The following is a 26,715-nucleotide window of genomic DNA, read 5'->3' as shown; positions in this document are numbered from 1 at the left end:
GACACCTTGCATTACTTTGACAAGCAGGTGCTTGACATTGTTACTCCGCACGCGTATTATTAAATAAATCGCATTTCGGTTTGGACAGGCTGTCAGGACGATCTATTGTCCGTTCTGACTAATGAAAAAAGCAAAAACAGCAGGCTGGTTGAAGGTCGATCTGTTTTTGGTTTTTTTTTGCTCAAAATGTCTGCGGGATGGTCAATGTCATGTAAATTTAACAATATTTACATTATTTTTACAATCATCAAGCCGGAAAATCTTACAAGGGGTGAATAATTTGGCAGGACACTTAGTGAATTATGGTAAGCACCGGACACGCCGGTCTTATGCCCGGATCAAGGAAGTTTTGGATCTTCCTAATCTGATCGAGATCCAAACGAATTCTTACCAATGGTTCCTCGATGAAGGTCTTAAAGAAATGTTCGACGATATTATGCCGATCGATGACTTTCAGGGGAAACTGTCACTGGAATTTGTCGGCTATCAACTGCTGGAACCGAAATATACTGTCGAGGAAGCACGCCAACACGATGCGAACTACTCCGCACCATTGCATGTAACCTTACGTTTGACGAATCATGAAACTGGCGAAATCAAGAGCCAGGACGTCTTTTTTGGTGATTTTCCATTAATGACGAAACAAGGAACGTTCATTATCAACGGGGCAGAACGGGTTATCGTTTCCCAGCTGGTTCGTTCTCCTGGCGTTTACTTCCATAGTGAAACAGATAAGAATTCACGGGTGACGTATGGCACGACTGTCATTCCTAACCGTGGGGCATGGTTGGAATATGAAACCGATGCGAAGGACATTGCGTATGTCCGGATTGATCGCACGCGGAAGATTCCTCTGACCGAATTGGTTCGCGCATTGGGCTTTGGCTCCGATCAAGACATTATTAATATGTTCGGGGATAACGATTCGTTGATGCTCACGCTTGAAAAAGATGTGCATAAGAATACGGATGATTCCCGTACTGATGAAGCCTTGAAGGATATTTATGAACGTCTACGTCCAGGCGAACCTAAGACTGCTGATTCATCGCGGTCACTTTTGTATGCCCGCTTCTTTGACCCGAAGCGTTATGACTTAGCCTCTGTTGGGCGTTACAAGGTGAACAAGAAGCTGAGCCTGAAGACCCGGCTATTGAATCAGGTTTTAGCGGAAACACTGGCTGATCCGGATACAGGTGAAGTCCTTGCCCAAAAAGGGACCAAAGTGGATCGCCAAGTGATGGATAAGCTGGCACCGTACTTGGATCGGGATGATTTCAAGACGGTCACTTATCAACCTTCTGATCAAGGTGTGATGACCGATCCGATTGAGCTGCAGAGTATTAAAGTTTACTCACAGGTGACCCCGGATAAAGAAATTAATTTGATTGGCAATGGGCATATTGGCAAGAAAGTTAAGCATATTTTGCCAGCTGACGTTTTGGCATCGATGAACTACTTCCTGAACTTGCAGGAGGGCCTTGGCACGGTTGATGATATTGACCACTTGGGTAATCGTCGTATTCGTTCCGTTGGTGAATTATTGCAAAATCAGTTCCGGATCGGGCTTTCGCGGATGGAACGGGTTGTTCGCGAACGGATGTCGATTCAGGACACCGCAACCGTTACACCGCAGCAATTGATCAATATTCGGCCAGTTGTCGCTTCAATTAAGGAATTCTTTGGTAGTTCCCAGTTGTCACAGTTCATGGATCAGACCAATCCGTTGGGCGAATTAACCCATAAACGGCGTCTGTCTGCCCTTGGACCTGGTGGCTTGACTCGTGATCGTGCGGGTTATGAAGTTCGAGATGTTCATTACACCCATTATGGCCGGATGTGTCCGATTGAAACCCCTGAAGGCCCGAACATCGGGCTGATTAACAGCTTGGCTTCATACGCGGTCGTTAACCCATACGGCTTCATTGAAACGCCATATCGACGGGTTTCATGGGATACGCATAAGGTTACCGACAAGATCGATTACCTGACAGCTGACGAAGAAGATAACTACATTGTTGCGCAGGCAAACTCGCCACTAAACGATGATGGGTCCTTCGTTGATGACACGGTTTTGGCCCGGCATAAAGATAACAATATTGAAATTTCACCAGACAAAGTCGACTACATGGACGTTTCGCCTAAGCAGGTTGTCGCAGTCGCAACCGCCTGCATTCCATTCTTGGAAAACGACGACTCTAATCGTGCGTTGATGGGTGCTAACATGCAGCGTCAGGCGGTACCTTTGATCAACCCGCATGCCCCGCTTGTCGGGACCGGGATGGAGTACAAAGCCGCCCATGACTCTGGAACCGCGGTTTTGGCTAACAATGCCGGTACGGTTGAATATGTCGATGCTAAGCAAATCCGGGTACGTCGTGAAGACGGTGCCTTGGACACTTACAAATTGATGAAATTCAAGCGTAGTAACGCCGGTAAGAACTACAACCAACGTCCGATTGTTACGATCGGTGACCATGTCGATGTCGATGAAATCATTGCTGATGGACCAGCCATGCAAAATGGTGAATTGGCATTGGGGCAAAACCCAATCATCGCCTTCATGACTTGGAACATGTACAACTACGAAGATGCGATTGTGCTGTCTGAACGGTTGGTTAAAGATGATGTTTACACGTCAATCCATATTGAAGAATATGAATCAGAAGCACGTGACACCAAACTTGGACCTGAAGAAGTCACGCGTGAGATTCCAAACGTTGGTGAAGAAGCCCTCAAGGATCTCGATGAATTCGGGGTTGTCCGTGTCGGTGCCGAAGTTCGGGATGGCGACATTCTGGTTGGTAAAGTAACGCCTAAGGGAGTCACGGAATTATCTGCCGAAGAACGCCTGCTGCACGCAATTTTTGGTGAAAAAGCACGTGAAGTTCGCGACACATCGCTGCGGGTTCCGCATGGTGGCGGCGGTATTATTCAGGACGTCAAAATCTTCACCCGTGAAGCTGGAGATGAATTATCTCCTGGCGTCAACATGATGGTACGGGTTTACATCACGCAGAAGCGGAAAATTCAAGTTGGTGACAAGATGGCCGGTCGTCATGGGAACAAAGGGACGGTTTCCGTCGTTGTGCCTGAAGAAGACATGCCATACTTGCCAGATGGTACCCCAGTCGATATTTGCTTGTCGCCAATGGGTGTGCCAAGTCGTATGAACATCGGGCAGGTGCTGGAATTGCATCTGGGCATGGCTGCTCGTAACTTAGGCATTCATGTTGCAACGCCAGTCTTTGACGGTGCCAACGATAAAGACTTGTGGGCAACCGTTAAAGAAGCCGGCATGCCATCTGATGGGAAGTCAGTCTTATATGATGGCCGTACCGGAGAACCATTTGAAAACCGGGTATCTGTCGGTGTCATGTATTACATGAAGCTATCTCACATGGTTGATGATAAGATCCATGCGCGTTCAATTGGACCTTACAGCTTAGTTACCCAGCAGCCTCTTGGTGGTAAAGCTCAGTTTGGTGGCCAGCGGTTTGGTGAAATGGAAGTCTGGGCCCTTGAAGCTTATGGTGCAGCGTATACCTTACAGGAAATCTTGACTTATAAGTCCGATGACGTTGTTGGCCGAGTTAAGACCTACGAAGCCATCGTTAAAGGCGATCCAATTCCAAAGCCTGGCGTACCGGAATCATTCCGTGTGCTTGTCAAGGAATTGCAAGCGCTGGGACTTGATATGAAGGTTCTAGGTGCTGATAAGCAGGAAATCGAATTGCGCGACATGGACGATGACGAAGACGATGTTGTTTCTGTCGATGCATTAGCGAAGTTCGCAGCTCAGCAAGAAGAAAAGAAGGCACACGAAGCCGCAACCCAAGCAAGTGACGGTCAGTCTGCCGACAATAGTACCGACGATAAGAAATAGGAGGTTAGCCCTTTGATTGATGTCAATAAGTTTGAAAGTATGCAAATCGGCTTAGCCTCGCCGGACAAGATCCGCAGCTGGTCTTATGGGGAAGTCAAAAAGCCCGAAACGATCAACTATCGGACCCTAAAGCCTGAGCGGGACGGCTTATTCGATGAACGTATCTTCGGACCGACCAAAGACTGGGAATGTGCCTGTGGTAAGTACAAGCGAATCCGCTATAAGGGAATCGTTTGTGATCGCTGCGGCGTTGAAGTCACCCGGTCCAAGGTTCGGCGCGAACGGATGGGTCATATCGAATTAGCTGCACCGGTGACGCACATCTGGTACTTCAAGGGAATTCCTAGCCGGATGGGTCTGGTACTCGACATGTCGCCACGTTCACTTGAAGAAATCATCTATTTTGCTTCCTATGTTGTGATTGATCCAGGCGATACGCCAATGGAGAAAAAGCAGCTGCTAACCGAACGCGAATATCGCGAAAAGCGGGAAGAATATGGACAGACCTTCAATGCCAAAATGGGTGCTGAAGCCATCAAGGAATTGTTGCAGGATGTTGATCTCGAAAAAGAAGTCGCTGAATTAAAAGAAGACCTGAAATCAGCTCAGGGTCAAAAACGGACCCGTGCGATTCGCCGTCTGGACATTTTGGATGCGTTCAAGGAGTCCGGTAATGATCCGGCATGGATGGTTATGGACACGATTCCTGTTATTCCACCGGATTTGCGGCCAATGGTTCAGCTTGAAGGAGGCCGGTTTGCGACCTCTGATCTAAACGACTTGTATCGCCGGGTCATCAACCGTAACAACCGTCTGAAGCGTCTGCTTGATCTCAATGCACCAAGTATTATCGTGCAAAACGAAAAGCGCATGCTGCAGGAAGCCGTCGATGCCTTGATCGATAACGGTCGGCGCGGACGTCCGGTTACCGGACCTGGTAACCGCCCGCTGAAGTCCTTGTCCCACATGTTGAAAGGGAAGCAAGGCCGATTCCGTCAAAACCTGTTAGGTAAGCGTGTCGATTACTCTGGCCGTTCGGTTATTGATGTTGGCCCATGGTTGAAGTTTTATCAGTGTGGTGTTCCGCGTGAAATGGCCTTGGAACTCTTTAAGCCATTTGTCATGCGCGAACTGGTTAAGCGCGATATGGCAAGCAATATTAAAAATGCTCGCCGGAAGATTGATCGCCAAGATGATGATGTCTGGGATGTCCTCGAAGATGTGATTAAGGAACGGCCAGTCCTTTTGAACCGTGCGCCTACTTTGCATCGACTGGGTATTCAGGCATTTGAACCTGTCTTGGTTGATGGTAAGTCCATTCGCTTGCACCCACTGGTCTGCGAAGCTTATAACGCTGACTTTGATGGTGACCAGATGGCGATTCACGTACCGCTATCTGATGAAGCAATGGCAGAAGCGCGCATGCTGATGCTGGCAGCGCACCACATTTTGGCACCTAAAGACGGCAAGCCAATCGTTACCCCTTCTCAAGACGTTGTGTTAGGTAACTACTACCTGACCATGGAGCAGAAGGGCCGCGAAGGCGAAGGCATGATCTTCAAGGATACCAATGAAGTGTTGATGGCGTTGCAAAATGGCTATGTTCATCTGCACAGTCGTGTCGGGATTGCGGCGAACTCCTTTACGGACAAACCGTTTACTGATGAGCAGAAACAAAAGATTATGGTGACGAGTGTCGGCAAGGCGATCTTTAACGAGATCATGCCAAAAGACTTCCCGTATTTGAACGAACCGACTCAGGACAACATCGTCAATGGTGTGCCGGATAAATACTTCATAGACAAAGGTGAAGACATCCATGCTTATCTTGAAGATGCACCTTTGATCGATCCATTCAAGAAAGGATTCCTGTCTGACATCATTGCCCAAGTCTTCAAGGTTTATAAAGTTCAGCGGACCAGTGACTTGCTGGATGACATGAAGACACTCGGCTATACTCAGTCAACGAATTCCGGTTTGACGGTTGGGATTGCCGACATTACGAACTTGAAGGAAAAGCCAGAGATTGTGGCGGCAGCCCATAAGAAGGTTGCAACGGTTTCTAAGCAGTTCCGTCGTGGTTTAATTACTGACGATGAACGGCATGACCGGGTCATTCAGATCTGGAACGACGCTAAAGATGAAATTCAGCAAAAACTGGTTGATTCTTTTGACCCGAACAACCCAATTTCCATGATGTCCGATTCCGGTGCTCGTGGTAACATCTCAAACTTTACTCAGCTTGCCGGTATGCGTGGTCTGATGGCTGCGCCTAACGGAGGGATGATGGAAGTTCCTGTTATCTCGAACTTCCGTGAAGGTCTAACCGTTATGGAAATGTTCATGTCAACTCACGGTGCACGTAAAGGGATGACCGATACGGCGCTGAAGACGGCTGACTCAGGTTACCTGACCCGTCGTTTGGTTGATGTTGCCCAAGACGTCATTGTTCGCGAAGAAGACTGCGGTACTGATCGTGGGTTGGTTGTTCGTGCAATTCGTGAAGGTAACGAAATGATTGAACCGCTGTATGATCGTTTGGTTGGCCGGTTCACGATGAAAGACGTTCTTGATCCAAAGACTGGCGATGTGCTGGTTAAACGCAATACGCTTATGGATGAAGACATGGCTCAGAAGATTGTGGATGCTGGTGTTGAAGCCGTTACCATTCGTTCGGTCTTTACCTGCAACACGAAGCATGGTGTTTGCCAGAAGTGCTATGGTCGTAACATGGCAACCGGCGAACAGGTTGAAGTCGGTGAAGCTGTCGGGACCGTGGCGGCACAGTCAATCGGTGAACCAGGTACCCAGCTGACCATGCGTAACTTCCATACCGGTGGTGTTGCTGGTGGCGAAGATATCACGCAAGGGCTGCCTCGTGTTCAGGAAATCTTTGAAGCACGGAACCCTAAAGGTGAAGCGGTTATCACTGAAGTTACTGGTGAAGTAACGGCAATTGATGAAAACCCAGCCGAGCATACGCGTGAAATTACCGTCAAAGGTGACACCGATACCCGGACTTACAGCGTGCCATATGCTTCTAGTGTGGCCGTTGCAGAAGGAGATCACATTAACCGTGGCGAACGCTTAACTGGTGGTTCAATTGATCCTAAGCAATTGATCAAGGTGCGCGATGTGATGGCAACCGAAAACTACCTGCTTTCTGAAGTTCAGAAAGTTTACCGTATGCAAGGGGTTGACATCGGTGATAAGCACGTCGAAGTAATGGTACGGCAAATGTTACGTAAGATCCGCGTCATGGATCCGGGCGACACGAATATTCTGCCAGGCACCTTGCTCGACATTGCGGACTTCAAGGAAAAGAACACGCAAGCAATCATCAGTGGCGGGATCCCGGCAACGGGTCGTCCGGTCTTGCTGGGGATTACCAAGGCTTCTCTGGAAACTAACAGCTTCTTATCAGCTGCTTCCTTCCAAGAAACCACGCGTGTCTTAACCGATGCATCCATTCGCGGCAAGAACGATCCACTGGTTGGTCTGAAAGAAAATGTCATCATCGGGAAGATCATTCCGGCTGGTACCGGGATGGCCACCTATCGTCACGAGGAACCTAAGAGTGTCGGTACAGTTTCCGACAGTGTTTATTCGATTTCAGACATCGAAAAGCAGATGAAGGAAAAAGACAACCAGCAAAGCGACACTGATAAACAGTAATCGCCTTGTCGGTGGTCAAACTGAAGCATCTGGCCACAAAAGAAGCGGCGTAAGTATCTTGAAAAAGATACTTGCGCCGCTTTTTTATATGCACGCGAGCTGGAACGGTCACGAGCTGCTTACATACCAATCTCTGTGCCAAGGCATACGTTTTGACTTGTACACAAATGACCACGATCAAAAAATGCCAAGGCAATTAGCTGCCAAACTAAAGCAACCGTAACCGATCGCTATATGACTAATCATCGGTAACGTCTCTAAACGGGTAATGAACCAGTGACCGCCAGCGCTGATACAAGCAATTAACGTGATGACCAAGGCAGCTTCTAATTGCAGAACGCCACCTAATAATGCAATCAGTAAAACATCAGCACTGCCTAAACCGTGCGACATCAGTGCTAACCCGCCAACCATGGAACCTAACATCATTAAATTAAACAAATTGCAGGGAAAAACCACAATGATACCAAACCACCAGCCACAAAAATTGATGAGTGAAACGCTGCGTTCATGCCAATCAGCAATGCTAAACATAAGCAAACCGATACTGAGGAAAAAAGGTAACCAGGTCGTACTGCTTATCCCTAAAAGAATCGCCAAAACACAATGAACTGACTGATTAATGCTAGTTAAACGCTTTGTTACGCTGATCACGGTTAGTAAAAATAAAGTTAGAATCAAAGCCACCACCTCACTTCATAGAATAAATTTCGCTAAAAAATGGATGGCGCTTGATAACGATGCAATATGATCGATTTAGCAATATCGACAACGCTTTCGTAACAAAAAGTAAGTAAAATGACAAATGTATTTCTCTTAAAACCTGCATTTTTAAAAACTTTTCAGGCTAAATCGTGGGAGAAAAAAGGCCACGGTTAACCAAAATATTATTTTGGGAAAATATATATTTGATGAGTATTTCATATAAACGCTTCAATATTATAAAAAGTGTTATACAATAATGGTGAGCTTAAGGTTAATTAATACATGCATAATTTATAACTTAATGGCCTCATGGGGAAGGGCCAGACAAATCTTCTAGGAGGAGGAAGAGGAAAATCATGGAGGAGCTAGGTGTCAAGAAAACATGGCACTTCATGTTTAAGGTTGGGGTTTATTTTACCGTGATCCTAGGCATGATCGTGCAACTGCTTTCACCAGCACTGACCCTTGCAGCCGAGAACCCGACACAAGCAGTGACTGGTGCACTCACGATTAAGAACCAAGATGAACAAGGCTCACCGTTAAATGGGGCTAAGTATGAGATTCGCAATGAATCCCATCAAGTTGTGGCAACTAGCAGTATCAGTCAAGACGGGCAAGCAACCATCTCGAACTTGCCAGTCGGAAACTATCTGCCACGGAAACACAGTCTGTCGCAGGTTATACAGCCATTGAACAGACGAAAAACTTTAGCGTCGCAGCTTCTGAGCAAACCACGTTACTGTTTAAGAGCCGTGCATCTGCCACGATTGCCAGTAACAGTGAGCGTTCAGCTTCGTCGTCAGCAAAGGCGGCAACTCCGGGCACTCATGCAAGCGCAGCAGCAGAGACAAACGATGATGTTAAATTGCCCAATATTTTCACTAATGTTGTTTTAAAAGACGGCAATGGGCAACCATTAGGTACAGAGATTGAGCAGCAGAGTACAGTCAAGCTGGAGATGACATTTATAATACCGGAAACAAGTACGCCGTTTCCAGCAGGCGCTTCATTTACAACGACGCTGCCAAAAAACCAGATTGACTTTGCCCAAGATGGTAGCGGTGTGTTTGATGGGGACGTAGCTGAATACAGTTTTGACCACACCACTGCTCAGTTGACCATCAAACTATTGAAGGCTGTTAGCTTTGGCTCTTGGAAGGTGAACATCACCACCAACTTTAAGCAGCTCACAGCCAATGACTCACTGGACCAGACACTGGTATTTCACACGAAAGATCACGATACCAAGATCCCAATCAGCTTCAAATCGAATGCGGAGCCTGTGGAGGTAGCTGACCCTAAGGCAACACCGCAAAGTTTCAACCCGACTGGTATTGAAGGTAGTGCTAAGTTTAATTTAAATGGCGCTGAAACTAGTAAGACCGATCCGACTAAATGGGACAGTGATCCAGCTAAGCGATCTAAAAACGCGGACATGGAACTGACCTTGACCGCACAAGGCAGCGGTGAAACCTATCCGAAATCACTGACTTTTAGTGATAGCGATTTGGCGAAAATTAAGGTTTCATCTGCACCCGTGAATGTGTTAGGTGACTTTACCGAAGCCACAAAATCGCTGGTAGCAGGGCGAGATTATCACGCGGTCTTATCCGATGACAAACGTACCGTTAAGATTTATTTGACAGGCGGATTTAAAAAGTCCACTGGCTATCAAGTAGATTACACGGCAAGTATTGATCGTTCTTTGGACGATACCGGTAAAATGGGCAGCGCGTTAGTTGAAGGGTATCGTTTTCTGACCGGTTCGCAAACAAATAACGGGTATGGTTACAAGAGCGCCACGATGCGTAATTCAGGCGTGGCGATCACCAAATCCGGCGATATTACCAACAACTTTCGGGCAATGAACTGGCAGATTGATTGGGACTTTAGCATGGACACGATGAAGGCTGGAGCTACTTTAACCGATCGTTTTGGTAAACAGGTGAATGGAACCGATGATCATGGTCAGCCCAAGATTGAAAAAGACGATAATCAGTCGCTTGATACCCAATCTTTGAAAGTCTTTCAGGTTACGTTCGACCAAAATGCAAATCCCACTGTTTCGAAAGATGATATTGCAAAATATTTCAAATTAACGGATAAAGGTAACGGTGAGTTTACTTTAACTTATCTGGGTGGCGGCGACTTACCTGACAATGCATCATTTCGAATTCAATATCAAACGAAGCTAAAAAATACACCGGAAAACGGCAGTGACATATCCAATATTGTCAATGATCAAAGAAATCATTACACACATGCCACTTATCCCGTTAGATTGCCAAGCGCAATCCAAAAAGTTAGTGGCAAGATTGATGCATATCTTGGGCAAATGACATGGCGGATTAATGCTAATCGAACGTTCCGTAATATGCGCGATGGAAAGATATTTGATTTATTCCCGGATGGGGTCGACAAACTAGATACTGATCCGACTGCCGCCAATATCAATACTATCTCTGGGGAGTATGTGACTAAAGATGATGACGATGGTGCAAATGACGGTATTTTAGTTTACGCACAGGATCCAGATGGGAATCGAACCTTACTGAAACCGGAAACCGACTATACCATGAGTACTAACGATGGCGATGTTCAGACTGCTGTCAAACAATACAACGATAAAGACAAGATCGGTCAAATCGATGCTAATGGTCAAGAAAAGGGAATTCGTGGATTTGTCGTGACACTCAAAGGCAAGTATGCCGAAACCGATTCTCAAATCGTCATTTATACGCATACAAAGCTGGATATGCTGAAGTTGGGGCAAGTTGGTCACGATAACGATGCTTTAGCTAAAGCGCTCAACAATCGCGCCTTTTTCTTCTTTGACCTACCACCAGGTGATGATGAAGTCGCAAGTGGAGGTGGGAGTTCAACACCAACGCCACAAAAAGGTTCCTTCAGCGGTGCCTTGAAGAATTCCTGGAGTGATGCACCAGACACGCAGTATTGGGGTGTGTTGGTCAATCAGCTAGGCCTTAAATATGGTCATTTGCATTTGACTGACATTTTGCCGCGATTCGATGGGGTTAATTACGAGCTAATTCCTGACTCCATCAAGTTTTATGAAGTCACGGGACCAGATGGCGTTGATCCATCAAATACCGGTGATCCAACGACTTCCGGTGATGTAAAAGAAATCAAAACCAATCCATACTACGGCACTAGTGGCTGGGTATCCACCGCATTAACAGCTGATGATGCTAAACAGCAAAGCTTATTGCCGACCAATCCACCTGATACGTGGCTTAAGAACAATAAAGATCTAACCCAACAATTGGATTTCGATTTTCCCAATATCGACACCGGTCGTGTTTGGGTTGTTTTCAAGACAAAACGTGCTAATCAATGGAACTATAACGATCCTAACTTTACGAACCAAGCAACCGTGACAGACACTAAGACGACAACGACGATTCCAACGTTTAATCCGTCTGCCTCTAAATCGGCGCAGAGTTACTGGACGCCGATTAATAAAACAGTTAGCGAAGATGCCAAGCAGAAGAATGTGCTTAATTGGCATGTTCAACTGGAGAATATTCAAGATAAATACCGACCAATGGTGAATCCAATCATTACGGACACCTTGGAACCCTACGGAAGCGGCGCAGAAATCAATGCCACCAGTTTTAAAGTGACGCTACAAGTCGGTTCAGCAGATGAAGTCACTTTAGATAAAGGAAAAGATTATGACCTTGCCTTGGACGGTAATAACTTCACGGTCACCTTCCATCGAACTTTTGGTAATTTGACACAAACCGATGGCAATCCGTTAAATAACTATCGGGTCAATGTTTATTATGCAACGAGTAGTAAGAATTCAGGAACTGTTGGCAACACAAGTGCGGTTGCGTGGGATGGAAGTCAAACGACTAAAAAACCAAGTGACGGTGTACCTGAAAATGCCAGAATTGCCACTACGAATGGTTTCCTACCTTCATGGGATTCCGGCATCAGTGGTGAAACCATTACCCAACTGGCCAATTTAGTGGTCGAAAAGAAAGATAGCGTTAGCGGCGCACCAATCCCTGGCGTTAAATTCCGCGTCAGTGATGGTACCCACACGTTTGAAGCGACAACTAAATTAGATGCGAATAGCCAAAATTCAACCGCCACTTTCCAAGGCTTACCACTTGGTGATTACACGCTGACAGAACTTAATACGCCAGCAGGTTACAAACCAATGGCACCACAAAAGATTAGATTGAATACCACGTCTGACAGTGGCACCGCGATCCAGACGCAAGAAGTTGAAAATCAACCTTATCAAATCATTTTGACCAAGTATGATAACCGTGCTGAAGGCCAGTCAGAAGCCAACCGCAAACAATATCAGCTTGCCAATGCCACTTACGATTTGATTGATACGGACACCCAGAAGAAATTACTGACAGACTTGAAGACTAACGATGATGGTCAGATCACGGTCGGCACGGCGACAAGTTTTTCAGGTAATTACACGAATGATGACTTTAAGCCAGATTTGAAGGCCGGCCAATATGTGCTTGAAGGGCTTAAGCCGGGGCATTATAAGTTGATTGAACGCGAAGCACCGGAACATTATCGCGGTGATGCCCATGATCAGGCCAATGTCACCAGCGGACCGGATAAGCAACTTTGGATCGACAGTCTTAATGCCGGCAGTGTCACGACAGCCATTAGCGATGAAACGCCAACAGCAACGGTTGCGGCCTACGATCAAAAGAAACCGGGACAGTTGGACCTCAAGAAGCAGGCAGAAACGATTAAGGATGATCACTTCCCAGATCGTCAGCCGATGACAGGGGCAGCGTTTAAGCTTTATCGCTATGGGGATGATGGCAAGCTTGACTATGATAAGTCGTGGCAAGCCACTGTTACCAATTCCGATGGCACCGTTTCGTTTAACGCCAATGATTTATATGAAGGCAAGTATCAATTAATTGAAACCAAAGCACCAGCTGGCTATGTCATTCCAACTGATTTGGCTAAAGGTGTGGACGTTGAGATCACAGGTGACCAAACGCTGAAGTTCCCAACCATTGAGGAACCAGTTTTCCGACGCGCTGTCACTTTGAACAAGACTGATGGTGATTTTGGTAATCCAATTGCTGGGATCACCTATGCCCTTTATCGTGAAAATGGAACCGAGCTTGCTAAAGACCTAGTCACCAACGAAAAGGGCCAAGTCAACTTGCCGTTTAATTTACCGGCAGGCTCGTATTACTTTAAAGAAACTAAGACATTGCCACCATATCGGCCAAATACTGATAAGCATTCATTTACCGTAAAACAAACCGATCAAACACAGACGGCAGCAGCCTTAGCGACTGAGAACAAGCAAAAGCCGATCACTGTCGATGTCACAAACTATCAGGTCAAGACGATTAATGTCAAAAAGGTTGATAGCCAGTATAAGGATCACATGCTGGCCGGAGCAACTTTCCGGTTGACTAACAGTGCCGGCTACAGTCGTGACATCACAACTGGTAAAGACGGCTTGGCTTCATTTGGCGACCTGCTGCTGGGTCATTATTCATTGACTGAAGTAAAAGCACCAGCAGGTTATAAACTCGATACAACCGTTTATCCAATCACTTTGGCTTCTGGTGAAACCCCAAGCGCAATTACGGTGACCAAGGAAATCGCGGATGATCCGTATCAGGTGGCTTTGACCAAGTATGATAATCGCGCTGATAAGTCTGATGATGCAGCAACGCTTAAGAAATACTTGTTGCCGGGTGCCACATATAAACTTGTGGACACCGTGAAGAACAAGACTTTGAAAGCTGGCATGAAGACTAACAGTGACGGCCAGCTGAAGTTTGGCGCGGCAAGCAGTTTTGACACGCCACTCAAAGCTGGTGAGTATGCGGTTGAGGGCTTACAATCTGATCGTGCTTATCGCTTAGTTGAAACTGAAGCACCAAAGCACTATCGCGGGGATGCCAGCGATCAAGCAAACTTGACAACCGGTGCTGAACGTCAGCGCTGGGAAGCAAGCTTACGGGCTGGAAGTGTCAATTTCACAATTAAGACGGATCAGACGCAGCTAAAGGTAACGGCGACCAACCAGAAGAAACCTGGACAGCTAGCCATCAAGAAGCAGGCGGAAACGATCAAAGATGACAAATTCCCTGATCGACAGCCGATGACCGGTGCTGAGTTTAAGCTTTACCGGTACGATGAGGATGGCACTCTTGATCGGGACAAGACTTGGACGACTACCATCACCAATAACGATGGCACCGTCACTTTTAACGATGCCGATCTGTACGAAGGCAAGTACCAGTTAGTTGAAACCAAAGCACCAACTGGCTATGTCATTCCTGATGACTTGGCTAAGGGTATAGATGTGACGATCACTGGTGACCAGACACTCACATTGCCAACGATTGAGGAACCAGTTTTCCGGCGCTCAATCGCCTTGAACAAGACTGACGGGAATTTTGGCAATCCAATTGCTGGGATCACTTATGCCCTTTATCGTGAAGACGGTACTGAATTAGCCAAAGACTTAGTCACAAACGAAAAAGGCCAAGTCAACTTGCCGTTCAACTTACCGGCAGGCTCGTATTACTTTAAGGAAACTAAGACGTTACCGCCATATCGGCCAAACACTGACAAACATCCGTTTACCATTAAACAAACGGATCTAACGCAAACGGCTGCGGATTTGGCAACACAAAACAAGCAGAAGCCGATAACAGTCGGCGTCACGAACTATCAGATCAAAACGTTGAACGTGCAGAAAGTCGATCGCACCTATTCAGATCATGTATTGGCAGGAGCGGTCTTCCGCCTCACTAACAGCACAGGCTACAGTCGCGATGTCACCACCGATGAAAAAGGGATTGCCTCATATGGCGACCTACTGTTGGGCAATTACTCACTAACTGAAATTAAAGCGCCAAGTGGTTATCGGTTAGATCCAACAGTACATGCGATTACGTTATCTTCAGCGATTACACCAACGCCGATCACGGTGAATAAGCAAATTGCTGATGATCCTTATCAGGTCACCTTGACCAAGTACGATAACCGCGTCAAGAAGACGGATGATGCAGCGACGCTTAAGAAATACTTGTTGCCGAATGCTACGTATAAATTGGTGGACACTGTAACCAACAAGACTTTGAAGGCTGACTTGAAGACCAATGATGACGGCCAGTTGAAGTTTGGAGCAGCAAGCAGTTTTGACACCCCACTTAAGGCAGGCGAATACACCATTGACGGCCTGAAGCCTGACCGGGCCTATCGCCTAGTTGAAACCGAAGCGCCGAAGCATTACGAAGGCGATGCGACTGATCAGAAGGAACACACCAGCGGCGCTCAGAAGGATGCTTGGGAAAAGAGCCTGGCTGCTGGGAGCGTTGACTTTACGATCAAGGCTGATGAAACCCAAGTGAAGTTAACTGCAACCAACCAGAAGAAGCCGGGTCAACTAGCCATTAAGAAACAGGCTGAAACGATCAAGGATGACAAGTTCCCTGACCGTCAGCCGATGACAGGAGCTGAGTTTAAGCTTTATCGTTATCAAGAAGATGGCAAGCTTGATCAAAGTCGTTCATGGCATACTGTTATCACGAATAACGACGGAACGGTTACTTTCAAGGATTTGGATCTGTATGAAGGCAAGTACCAGTTAGTTGAAACCAAAGCACCAACCGGCTATGTCATTCCCGATGACTTGGCTAAAGGCGTGGATGTTGAGATTACTGGCGATCAAACACTGAAGTTCCCAACGATTGAGGAATCCGTTTTCCGGCGCTCAATCGCCTTGAACAAGACTGACGGTAATTTTGGGAACCCAATTGCTGGGATCACTTATGCCCTTTATCGTGAAGATGGAACCGAGCTTGCTAAAGACTTGGTTACAGACGAAAAAGGCCAAGTCAACTTGCCGTTTAATTTACCAGCAGGCTCGTACTACTTTAAGGAAACCAAGACATTACGGCCATATCGACCAAATACGGATAAGCATCCGTTTACCGTTAAGCAAACGGATCTAACCCAGACGGCTAATGCCTTAGCAGCCGAGAACAAGCAGAAGCCGATTGCGGTCAGCGTCACGAACTATCAGATCAAGACGTTGAACGTTCAGAAAGTTGATCGTCAGTACACCGACCATACGCTGGCAGGGGCTATTTTCCGCCTCACCAATAGCACTGGCTACAGTCGCGATATCACAACTGATGAAAAAGGAATTGCCTCATTTGGCGATCTATTGTTGGGTAGTTACTCGCTAACTGAAGTCAAAGCGCCAAGTGGTTATCGACTAGATCCAACGGTACATGCAATCACACTATCCTCAGCGATCACGCCAACGCCAATTACGGTCAATAAGCAAATCGTTGATGATCCGTATCAGGTAACTTTGACCAAGTACGATAATCGTGTCAAGAAGACGGATAATGCAGCGACACTTAAGAAGTATCTATTACCAGGTGCCACGTATAAACTAGTGGACACTGTGACGAACAAGACTTTGAAGGCCGACATGAAGACTAACGATGACGGTCAGCTGAAGTTTGGAGCGGCAAGCAGTTTTGACACCCCACTCAAAGCTGGCGAATACACCGTTGAAGGCCTAAAAGCCGACAACACCTATCGTCTGGTTGAAACTGAAGCGCCGAAGCATTATGAAGGTGATGCGACTGATCAGACCAAGCATACTAGTGGCGCTCAGAAGGATGCTTGGGAGAAGAGTTTAGCTGCCGGAAATGTTGACTTCACGATCAAAGGTAGTCAAACCCAAGTGAAGTTAACTGCAACGAACCAAAAGAAACCCGGACAACTAGCCATCAAGAAACAGGCGGAAACAATCAAAGATGACAAATTCCCTGATCGACAGCCGATGACCGGTGCTGAGTTTAAGCTTTACCGGTACGATGAGGATGGCACTCTTGATCGGGACAAGACTTGGACAACTACCATCACCAGTAACGATGGTACCGTCACTTTTAACGATGCCGATCTGTACGAAGGCAAGTACCAGTTAGTTGAAACCAAAGCACCAACTGGCTATGTCATTCCTGATGACTTGGCTAAGGGTATAGATGTGACGATCACTGGTGACCAGACACTCACATTGCCAACGATCACAGAGCCACTTTATCGGCGTACTGCCCAACTAGCTAAAACGGATGGTGACTTTGGCAATCCAATTGCGGGAATCACGTATGCACTTTACAAGGATGACGGTACCGAGCTTGCCAAGGATCTAGTGACAAATAAGGATGGCCAAGTTACGTTACCATTTGATCTGCCAGCCGGACAGTATTACTTCCAAGAGACTGGAACCTTGCCGCCATATCGGCCAAACACTGACAAACATCCGTTTACCGTTAAACAAACGGATCTAACGCAAACAGCAGCTGATTTGGCAGCACAAAATAAGCAGAAGCCGATAACGGTCGGCGTCACAAACTATCAGATCAAAACATTGAACGTTCAGAAAGTTGACCGTCAGTACACGAATCATACGCTGGCAGGAGCTACTTTCCGCCTCACTAACAGCACAGGCTACAGTCGCGACGTCACCACCGATGAAAAAGGGATTGCCTCATTTGGCGATCTACTGTTGGGCACTTACTCGCTAACTGAAGTCAAAGCGCCAAGTGGCTATCGACTAGATCCAACGGTACATGCAATTACGCTGTCTTCAGCGATCACGCCAACACCGATTACGGTCAATAAGCAAATCGCTGACGATCCTTATCAGGTTACCTTGACGAAGTACGACAACCGCGTCAAGAAGACGGATGACGCAGCAACACTCAAGAAGTATCTGTTGCCAGGTGCCACGTATAAACTAGTGGACACTGTAACCAACAAGACCTTGAAGGCTGACATGAAGACCAATGATGACGGCCAGTTGAAGTTTGGAACAGCAAGCAGCTTTGAAACCCCACTCAAGGCAGGCGAATACACCATTGAAGACCTGAAGTCTGACCGGGCTTATCGTCTAGTTGAAACTGAAGCGCCGAAGCATTACGAAGGCGATGCGACTGATCAGAAGGAACACACCAGTGGCGCTCGGAAAGAAGCTTGGGAAAAGAGCTTGGCTGCTGGGAACGTTGACTTTACGATCAAGGCTGACGAAGCCCAAGTGAAGTTAACCGCAACGAACCAGGAGAAGGCAGGTCAGGTTGTCATCACGAAGAAAGCGGACACTACTGGTGATCAACGCTTCCCTGGTAAGATGACAATGATCGGTGCTAAGTTTACGCTGTATCGTTATCGTGAAGATGGTACGGTCGATCATAGTAAGTCTTGGCATGCAACGATTACCAACCAAAACGGAATCGTAACGCTCAGTGATCATGATCTATATGAAGGTAAGTACCAACTGCTTGAAACCCAAGCTCCACGCGGTTATGTCATTCCAGACAACTTGGCCAAAGGAATCGATGTGAACGTCAAGGGCGATCAAAAGATTAGCCTTGACCCAATCATTGAACCTGAATTCACTCGATCCGTTCAGTTGCAAAAGACGGATGGTAATTTTGACAAGCAACTTGGCGGGGTTACCTTTAATCTCTATGGCAGTGACGATCGGGTCCTGGCTAAGGATTTGGTAACGGATCGCAATGGCCAAATCAAGTTGCCATTTAATTTACCGATTGGAACGTACTACTTTGAAGAAACGAAGACCTTACCGAAATATGAACTCAACACCGATAAGATCACCTTTAAAGTCGAACAAACTGATTTGACACAAACGGCCGCTGCATTGGCCAAACTCAATCAACAACAGCCGATCAAGGTCCAGGTGGCAAATTATCAAGTCAATACATTGGTCGTCAAAAAGGTAGATGCGGCGAATACCGATCATGCATTAGCCGGTGCGGTTTTCCGGTTGACCAATGATCAGGGTTATCGTCAGGAAATCACGACCGATGCTAACGGTTTGGCGTCCTTCAACCATCTGAAACTGGGAAGGTACTGGTTAACTGAAATCAAGGCGCCTGCTGGGTACAGCATTAACCCTGATTATGCGCAACCAGTTGCTGTAGAAGTCAAAGCAGGCGACACGATGCAATTAGTCATTGCGGATAAACGGCACACGTTGCCAAGCACTGACGGAACTGGTGGAGCTGGAACTGGATCGGGATCTGAAGCCGGATCTGAAGCTGCCGGTTCTGGAAGCCATGGTAATAACGTTCGTCATGAACAGCCATCACGCCGATTGCTCTTTGGCAGCTTTGGCGATCGTGATACTGTCACCTTAGTTCTATTAGGTATTTTGATTCTGACCATTGCCGGCAGCACCGTGATTTTACGTCGGCGCAAACGTTTATAATCATTAAGTTGGTCGTTACGTTTGGTTAGAGATTCGAAAAAGTTCTGTGAAGCTGCCTTTCGGGGTTGCTTTACAGAACTTTTTTGCTATGGTTGAAGTTAGTCGGTTATTTAGAAATATAACCGTGAAAAGGTTGTCGTTCATACGCTTTTGTTAAAAGTTCACCATTTCAAATGTCAAGTGAATGTTCTATTGTTTTCCTTGACACCAGCGCGCATAGGATAGTACACTATCAAAGGTGCTTTTTTCCAGTTTATTCGGGTTGTCCGGACGTGCTGACTGGGTTAAGAGCCGTCGCCGTTCGGTTGGCCGTTTTTTTATCACAAAAAATGAACCGCCTGGATGTGTGGACTTAAAAAAGATGCAATATAAGGAAGGAGAAGCTTAATGCCTACTATTAATCAATTAGTTCGCCAAGGTCGTAAATCCAAATCAACCAAGTCAGACTCTCCTGCGTTGAACTTCGGTTACAACAGCAAGAAGAAGAGCCTTACCAGTAATCCAGCACCGCAAAAACGTGGGGTTGCTACTCGTGTCGGTACCATGACACCTAAGAAACCTAACTCAGCTTTGCGGAAATATGCTCGTGTTCGTCTGTCCAACTTGATCGAAGTGACAGCTTATATTCCGGGTATTGGCCATAACTTGCAAGAACATAGTGTTGTCTTGATCCGTGGCGGCCGTGTTAAGGACTTGCCAGGGGTTCGTTATCACATCGTTCGTGGTGCGCTTGATACCGCTGGTGTTGACGGCCGGATGCAAGGTCGCTCGAAGTACGGTGCAAAACGTCCTAAGAAGAAGTAAGCAAAATCAGTGCGGATTAGCCGCATGATGATGACAACAAATTTTTAGATCCGCTTTGTGCGGTATAGACAGAATATGCGTCAGCCTAAAAGAAACTCAGGAATCGCTTTGGGTTGCTAGCCGAGCCGGTTTGTGAGCAGCTTGGGCAGACGAATACTTTTAAGAGGAGGCAAAATGCATGCCACGTAAAGGCAGTGTCGCAAAACGTGATGTTTTACCTGATCCAGTTTACAATTCAAAGCTGGTTACCCGTTTAATCAACCACTTGATGATTGATGGTAAGCGCGGGAAGGCATCCACTATTTTATATGATGCATTTGATATGATTAAGAAACAAACCGGGAACGAACCGTTAGACGTTTTTGAAGAAGCAATGAAGAACGTTATGCCGGTCTTGGAAGTTAAAGCTCGCCGTATCGGTGGTTCTAACTACCAGGTGCCGATTGAAGTTCGTCCGGATCGCCGGACCACCTTGGGCTTGCGTTGGATTGTTCAGTATTCGCGTCAACGCGGTGAACACACAATGGACGAACGCTTGGCTAAGGAAATCATGGACGCCGCTAACAACACCGGCGCCGCAGTGAAGAAGCGTGAAGATACCCACAAGATGGCTGATGCTAACCGGGCATTTGCACATTATCGTTGGTAAGATGGTTTGGCTATTATATCCGCGGTTTGGTATATAGTAGCCATTCTTTGTATAAAGCCAGTTGAATCAAGAGAGGAGCAATACGCCACATGGCCAACAAACGTGAATTTCCGTTAGACCGTACCCGTAATATCGGGATCATGGCTCACATCGATGCCGGTAAAACGACCACGACTGAACGGATTTTGTATTATACCGGTAAAATTCATAAAATCGGTGAAACTCATGAAGGAGCTTCACAGATGGACTGGATGCCACAGGAACAGGAACGTGGGATCACCATCACCAGTGCTGCTACCACGGCTTTCTGGAAGGATCACCGGGTCAACATCATTGACACCCCCGGACACGTTGACTTCACGATTGAAGTTGAACGTTCCTTGCGTGTGTTAGATGGTGCGATCACCGTTTTGGATGCCCAATCCGGTGTTGAGCCGCAGACTGAAAACGTTTGGCGTCAAGCGACAACATACGGGGTTCCGCGGTTAGTTTTCGTTAACAAGATGGATAAGATTGGTGCGGATTTTGACTATTCATTGTCAACTTTGCATGATCGGTTGCAGGCAAATGCCCATGCCGTTCAGTTGCCAATCGGTGCCGAAGATAAGTTCGAAGGGGTCATTGACCTGATCGAAATGAAGGCCGACTTGTACGATGAAGATGAACTCGGGACGAAGTGGGATACGGTTGACATTCCTGATGAATATAAGGAAGCTGCCGAAAAAGCCCACAACGAACTTGTCGAAGCCGTTGCTGACGTTGACGATGGCATCATGGACAAGTATCTTGAAGGCGAAGAGATTTCCAATGCTGAATTAAAGGCTGCTATTCGTAAAGCAACCATTAACTTGGAATTCTATCCGGTTTTGGCTGGTTCAGCTTTCAAGAACAAGGGTGTTCAGATGCTGTTGGACGCGGTTATTGATTACCTGCCGTCACCATTGGATGTTCGTCCGTATCATGCAACCGATCCTGATACAGGCGATGCCGTTGAGCTGACCGCTGGTGATGACAAGCCGTTTGCTGCTTTGGCCTTCAAAGTTGCGACTGATCCATTTGTTGGCCGTTTGACCTACATTCGGGTATACAGCGGCACACTGGAAGCTGGTTCCTATGTGTTGAACGCAACAAAAGACAACCGTGAACGTGTCGGCCGTCTGTTGCAGATGCATAGTAATCACCGTGAAGAAATTCCGGAAGTCTTTTCCGGCGATATCGCTGCTGCTATCGGTTTGAAGAATACCACCACAGGGGATTCTTTGACGGATGTTAACCACCCATTGATTCTTGAATCATTGGATGTTCCGGATCCGGTTATCCAGGTTTCCATCGAGCCTGACTCTAAAGAAGACCAAGACAAGCTGGATATCGGTTTGCAGAAGCTCTCTGAAGAAGATCCGACATTCAAGGCTGAGACCAACCCTGAAACTGGTGAAACACTAATTGCCGGCATGGGTGAATTGCATTTGGATATCATGGTTGATCGTCTGAAGCGTGAATTCAAAGTGGCTGCTAAAGTTGGTGAACCACAAGTTGCCTATCGTGAGACCTTTACTAAAGAAGCGTCTGCACAAGGTAAGTTTGTTCGTCAGTCCGGTGGTAAAGGTCAATATGGTGATGTTTGGATCGAGTTCACACCAAACGAAGAAGGCAAGGGCTTTGAATTTGAAAATGCCATTGTCGGTGGGGTTGTTCCGCGTGAATATATCCCAGCTGTTGAACAAGGTCTGAAAGAAGCCATGGCAAACGGTGTCTTGGCTGGCTATCCATTAATTGATGTGAAGGCCAAACTATATGATGGTTCTTACCATGAAGTCGATTCTTCTGAAGCTGCCTTTAAAGTGGCTGCTTCCATGGCGTTACGTAATGCCTCGAAGAATGCTGGCGCCGTGATCCTTGAACCGATCATGCACGTTGAAGTCGTTGCGCCTGAAGAATACCTTGGCGATGTTATGGGCCAGATCACGGCACGTCGCGGTCGCGTTGAAGGTATGGAAGCGCGCGGTAATGCGCAATTGGTTAACTCAATGGTTCCGCTGGCCGAAATGTTTGGCTATGCAACCACCTTGCGTAGTGCAACCCAAGGCCGTGGTACTTTCACCATGACCTTTGACCACTACGAAGCTGTACCAAAGAGTATCCAAGAAGAAATTATCAAGAAAAATGGCGGCGGTGTTGCTACGAAAGACTAGTCTTTCGTGATCACCGACGACAAAAACGGTGTTGCCTGTTCAAGGCAGCACCGTTTTTTATTGAGCGTGAGCGTGAACCGGCGCGCTTAGGGATCGGAGTGTAAGTGGCCTTGGGCGTGATGGTCGGTCTTTGACCATTGCGCCCAAGGTCCTTACACGCAGATCCCTGCGCCGGCGAACGCGTTATGGGCATGAGCTAGAACATAAGCGGCCTTAACCGTGATGGTCGGTATTTGACCATTGCGCCCAAGATCCTTATACGCAGATCCCTGCGCCGGCGAACGCGTTATAGAAAGTGAGTGTGATTTCGCCCGATCTCTAGGCTGGTCAGTACATTATGAGCGTGGAAGACTTCTTGAGATGATTGACGGCACGTTTTTTGAACGCGTATGATACTGTTATTATTAGGTGACGTTAGGAAGTGGCGCAACGTGTCAAGCCAGGAACGAATTGTAACGATTATGCTGCGACTCATGCGAGGAGAGGTATTAAACAAACAAACCTTAATGCACGAGTTTAATAAAGATGAGTCTTCCATTCGGCGTGATATTAGTGTCATTAAACGGATGTTCGATGACGTGATGGATGAGCCGGATGTATTTGTCGCAAGTACCACGGGTGATTATCGCTTCAAGTCAACTGTACTATCAACTGGCCACAGTCCCTTAAATGACGGGCAGTTATTAGCAATGACGCTGATTTTGACCGCAAGTCGGGGCTTGGCAACTTCCGAGATGAAAACGCTACTTCACCAGTTGCTGCCTGAAGGGCCGGAGCATCGAAGCCTAAGCGATGTGGTACGAAATCCGATCTTCGAGTATAAAGGGGTACCAAAAGTAGCACTCACAGCACGGTTGGCACGTTTGAGTCAGGCGATTTTGAAGCATGAGACCATTAGCTTCGATCATACTTATCATGGCGTAACCCGTCATTTTGATCGGCGCCTACCAACTGGATTATATTTTGGCGACTTATTTTTTTATCTCATTATTGATGGTAGTGACGAGCAGCCTGATGATCCGGACAATGGTCAGTTTGTGCGCTTTCGGCTTGATGATATGAGCCATATTACTTACCATGGACGTCAACCGCAACATGCCTATGAAGCACGTTTTCGCGGCGGCCGGTTACAAAAACACACATGGTATCCATACTTAGGCAAGCCAATTAATCTGGAAATCCTGTATGGCTATGACCCGCGTTTTGTCCTTGATCGTTTTCCGGATGCCATCGTTCATGATGAAAAAGTCGATGAGCAGCCAACGTCCAAGAATCCTTACGCGCAAAAGTTCTACCACATCACCATTCCGGTTAATGATGGCTTTGGCATTCGTATGTGGTTGCTAGGACAGGCAGGGTTAGTCAAAGTGCTTGCGCCAAAGTATATTCGTGATTATGTCATTCGCGGTTTAGAAGAAGGTTTGGCACATTATCGGCATGAAGAAAGGAATCGTTTGCGCTAGGAAGTTCACATAACGCCTTAAGAGCATACTTTTAAACACACTGTCTATTGAAACAGATGGTGTTTTTTTAATCGGCGGTTTGGAAAGAAGGCAAGCTAACCAGCAACATTTTTGATTTATGTGGGTAACTGTCACAGGTAATTCGTGGCAATTTAGGCTTGAAAATGCGGGCATGAAAAGGTACCGTTAAGTTGTAAATAATAATCATTCTAAAAATGGAGGGAATATTATGAGCTTTATTGGACAGCATTTACCGGACTTTTCATTGACCGCCTATCAAAATGGGGATTTTCACACGGTGACAAATAAGGATTTGCAAGGTAAGTGGGCAGTAATCTGTTTCTACCCAGCTGACTTTTCATTTGTTTGTCCCACAGAACTAGGCGATTTGCAGGATCACTACGATCGTTTTAAAGCTGCAGGAGCCGAAATCTATTCCGCTTCTGAGGATACCGAATTTGTGCATATGGCATGGGCAGAGACGAGTCCGACGATCAAGAAAATTCAGTATCCGATGCTTGCCGATCCGGCTGGTAAACTGGCAACGGCGCTGGATGTTCGGGATGAAGCGAGTGGTCAAGCGTTCCGCGGCACCTTCATTATTGACCCGGATGGCGTGATTCAAGCTTATGTCGTTAACAACTTCGGCATCGGTCGTAACGCTGACGAAATTTTGCGGACGCTTCAGGCAGCACAATTTGTTGCCGCTCACGGTGATCAGGTTTGCCCAGCGAACTGGCAGCCTGGCGAGAAAACCTTGAAGCCGGGTGCTGACTTGGTTGGCAAACTTTAATTAAAGGGAATTATCTAATTGTGAATGCTCCGGTCAGGATATATTCACGCAAAAAGGAATCGCAACGGTCAGCTGCGATTCCTTTTTGCGTGAAGTCATATAACCCGAGCTAAAGAACAAGAATACATCAGAGCCTGGATCAGTAGCTAAGGCAAAACAAGATCGCCACAGTCAAAAGTGCTGATCGATATCAATATCCTGTTCTCCGCGCGAGTGTTTGAAATCGCCACTAACAAAGGAGAAGACCGTCAAAACGCCTGCTAAAACGAGAATTGCCAATGTCAAAAGCAAGGTTTCGGTACCACGATCGTGTAAGACCAACAGCTGCCGTAAAATGGCCGTCATCGAAATGAGAATGAGATAACGAATCGGAATATGGTGCCCCTCTTCAATGTAGCGAATCAGCATAATGACAAATTCAAACAGCATAAAGAAACTCGTGACTTCCTGAATGACCTTGCCGAATAGGTCAGCCGATAACGGTCGAAGGATTAAACTCCCAATGTCGATAATGTAGCGTAACATGAAGATGACGACAACAATAGCGAGCAGACCGAGCAAAAGATCCAAGGCTACGTTGATAAACTTTTTATAGTGATCGAATTTCATGGCATGCTCCTTAATCAAATCGAATACTGGATTTAATTTGAATGTAGCACATACAGCTGATCAGTAAAACAAGTTTGCTTTTCTCAGCATCAAGCGCACAAACTTTTTTGTGCAAATCGAAAGAAAACCTTGTAATGGCGGGGGAGTTTTTGTATACTATCAAGAGTGCTGTTTCTCAAAGGGGATAACTATGCACTTGGTTCCAGAGATGAACCAGAGTAGCGTGGATGTGAGAGGTTGCGACACGCCCGGCCGCTTTGCCACGGTGGCGAGTTGGTAATTTTCACGGAGCTAGTCTACTAACTGATAATAGACGAAGGAGGTCACACAATGGCAAAACAAAAGATTCGGATCCGGCTTAAGGCTTATGAACACCGGATTCTCGATCAATCCGCAGACAAGATCGTTGACACTGCAAAGCGTACAGGCGCAACAATTTCAGGTCCGATCCCTCTGCCAACGGAACGTACAATTTACACGGTTTTACGTTCCCCACATAAGTACAAGGATTCACGTGAACAATTCGAAATGCGGACGCACAAACGTCTGATTGATATTGTTAACCCAACACCGAAGACAGTTGATGCTTTAATGAAGCTCGATTTGCCAAGCGGCGTCGATATCGAAATTAAATTATAATTCTTAGAAAATA

The 26,715-nt window shown here is 46.6% G+C and carries 12 protein-coding genes; 10 read left to right on the top strand and 2 right to left on the bottom strand.

What is annotated here, in order from left to right; all coding sequences use genetic code 11:
• The first annotated feature begins 280 nt into the window (after positions 1–280).
• Both rpoB and rpoC read left to right on the top strand, forming a co-directional pair.
• On the top strand, positions 281–3,883 hold the full coding sequence (gene rpoB, locus EL173_RS12840; protein WP_005714598.1) for a DNA-directed RNA polymerase subunit beta: 3,603 nt from the start codon (positions 281–283) through the stop codon (positions 3,881–3,883).
• 12 nt (positions 3,884–3,895) lie between these two features.
• Positions 3,896–7,558, top strand: a complete 3,663-nt coding sequence (gene rpoC / locus EL173_RS12835; RefSeq protein ID WP_014571597.1) for a DNA-directed RNA polymerase subunit beta' — start codon at positions 3,896–3,898, stop codon at positions 7,556–7,558.
• A gap of 177 nt (positions 7,559–7,735) precedes the next feature.
• Here the strand turns inward: rpoC and EL173_RS12830 are convergent, their stop codons facing one another.
• On the bottom strand, positions 7,736–8,239 hold the full coding sequence (locus EL173_RS12830) for a peptidase (protein WP_014571596.1): 504 nt from the start codon (positions 8,237–8,239) through the stop codon (positions 7,736–7,738).
• Positions 8,240–8,619: 380 nt separating this feature from the next.
• On the opposite strand from EL173_RS12830, the gene EL173_RS12825 reads away from it, so the two are divergent.
• From EL173_RS12825 to ahpC, 7 genes are all read left to right on the top strand, one after another.
• A complete protein-coding gene (locus tag EL173_RS12825) occupies positions 8,620–9,159 on the top strand; it encodes an MSCRAMM family protein (protein ID WP_005692088.1) in 540 nt (179 codons plus the stop codon).
• Positions 9,129–19,553 carry a SpaA isopeptide-forming pilin-related protein gene (locus tag EL173_RS12820; RefSeq protein ID WP_020752300.1) on the top strand — a complete coding sequence of 3,475 codons (10,425 nt, stop codon included), beginning with the start codon at positions 9,129–9,131 and terminating at the stop codon, positions 19,551–19,553. Before EL173_RS12825 ends, EL173_RS12820 begins: the two co-directional genes overlap by 31 nt.
• A 387-nt stretch (positions 19,554–19,940) precedes the next feature.
• Positions 19,941–20,357: a 30S ribosomal protein S12 gene (gene rpsL / locus EL173_RS12815; protein ID WP_005686670.1), complete on the top strand. Its 417-nt coding sequence runs from the start codon at positions 19,941–19,943 to the stop codon at positions 20,355–20,357.
• A gap of 178 nt (positions 20,358–20,535) precedes the next feature.
• Complete coding sequence (gene rpsG / locus EL173_RS12810) at positions 20,536–21,006, top strand: 30S ribosomal protein S7 (protein ID WP_003567577.1); 471 nt, start codon at positions 20,536–20,538, stop codon at positions 21,004–21,006.
• Positions 21,007–21,095: 89 nt separating this feature from the next.
• A complete protein-coding gene (gene fusA / locus EL173_RS12805; RefSeq protein WP_005692094.1) occupies positions 21,096–23,198 on the top strand; it encodes an elongation factor G in 2,103 nt (700 codons plus the stop codon).
• 431 nt (positions 23,199–23,629) lie between these two features.
• Entirely contained in the window at positions 23,630–24,661 is a 1,032-nt protein-coding gene (locus EL173_RS12790) for a helix-turn-helix transcriptional regulator (RefSeq protein ID WP_014571595.1), read from the top strand.
• Between the two features lie 229 nt (positions 24,662–24,890).
• Positions 24,891–25,454 (top strand): alkyl hydroperoxide reductase subunit C, encoded by a 564-nt coding sequence (gene ahpC, locus EL173_RS12780; protein WP_005686694.1) that lies wholly within the window; start codon positions 24,891–24,893, stop codon positions 25,452–25,454.
• A gap of 171 nt (positions 25,455–25,625) precedes the next feature.
• Here the strand turns inward: ahpC and psiE are convergent, their stop codons facing one another.
• Positions 25,626–26,063 carry a phosphate-starvation-inducible protein PsiE gene (gene psiE, locus EL173_RS12775; RefSeq protein WP_005686696.1) on the bottom strand — a complete coding sequence of 146 codons (438 nt, stop codon included), beginning with the start codon at positions 26,061–26,063 and terminating at the stop codon, positions 25,626–25,628.
• 330 nt (positions 26,064–26,393) lie between these two features.
• Here psiE and rpsJ point away from each other — a divergent pair, with 330 nt between their 5' ends.
• On the top strand, positions 26,394–26,702 hold the full coding sequence (gene rpsJ, locus EL173_RS12770; RefSeq protein WP_005686699.1) for a 30S ribosomal protein S10: 309 nt from the start codon (positions 26,394–26,396) through the stop codon (positions 26,700–26,702).
• Positions 26,703–26,715: the final 13 nt, after the last annotated feature.

The organism is Lacticaseibacillus rhamnosus, assembly GCF_900636965.1.
GTDB classification, from domain to species: Bacteria; Bacillota; Bacilli; order Lactobacillales; family Lactobacillaceae; genus Lacticaseibacillus; species Lacticaseibacillus rhamnosus.
The sequence above is the reverse complement of the archived record's forward strand: the minus strand, read 5'-3'. Positions and strand labels throughout refer to the sequence as shown.

What these genes read in the sequence shown, in the direction of transcription:
- rpsL (WP_005686670.1), top strand. Translation starts at nt 19,941, where the DNA reads ATGCCTACTATTAATCAATTAGTTCGCCAAGGTCGTAAATCCAAATCA.
- ahpC (WP_005686694.1), top strand. Translation starts at nt 24,891, where the DNA reads ATGAGCTTTATTGGACAGCATTTACCGGACTTTTCATTGACCGCCTAT.
- rpsG (WP_003567577.1), top strand. Translation starts at nt 20,536, where the DNA reads ATGCCACGTAAAGGCAGTGTCGCAAAACGTGATGTTTTACCTGATCCA.
- fusA (WP_005692094.1), top strand. Translation starts at nt 21,096, where the DNA reads ATGGCCAACAAACGTGAATTTCCGTTAGACCGTACCCGTAATATCGGG.
- rpsJ (WP_005686699.1), top strand. Translation starts at nt 26,394, where the DNA reads ATGGCAAAACAAAAGATTCGGATCCGGCTTAAGGCTTATGAACACCGG.
- EL173_RS12825 (WP_005692088.1), top strand. Translation starts at nt 8,620, where the DNA reads ATGGAGGAGCTAGGTGTCAAGAAAACATGGCACTTCATGTTTAAGGTT.
- psiE (WP_005686696.1), bottom strand. Translation starts at nt 26,063, where the DNA reads ATGAAATTCGATCACTATAAAAAGTTTATCAACGTAGCCTTGGATCTT.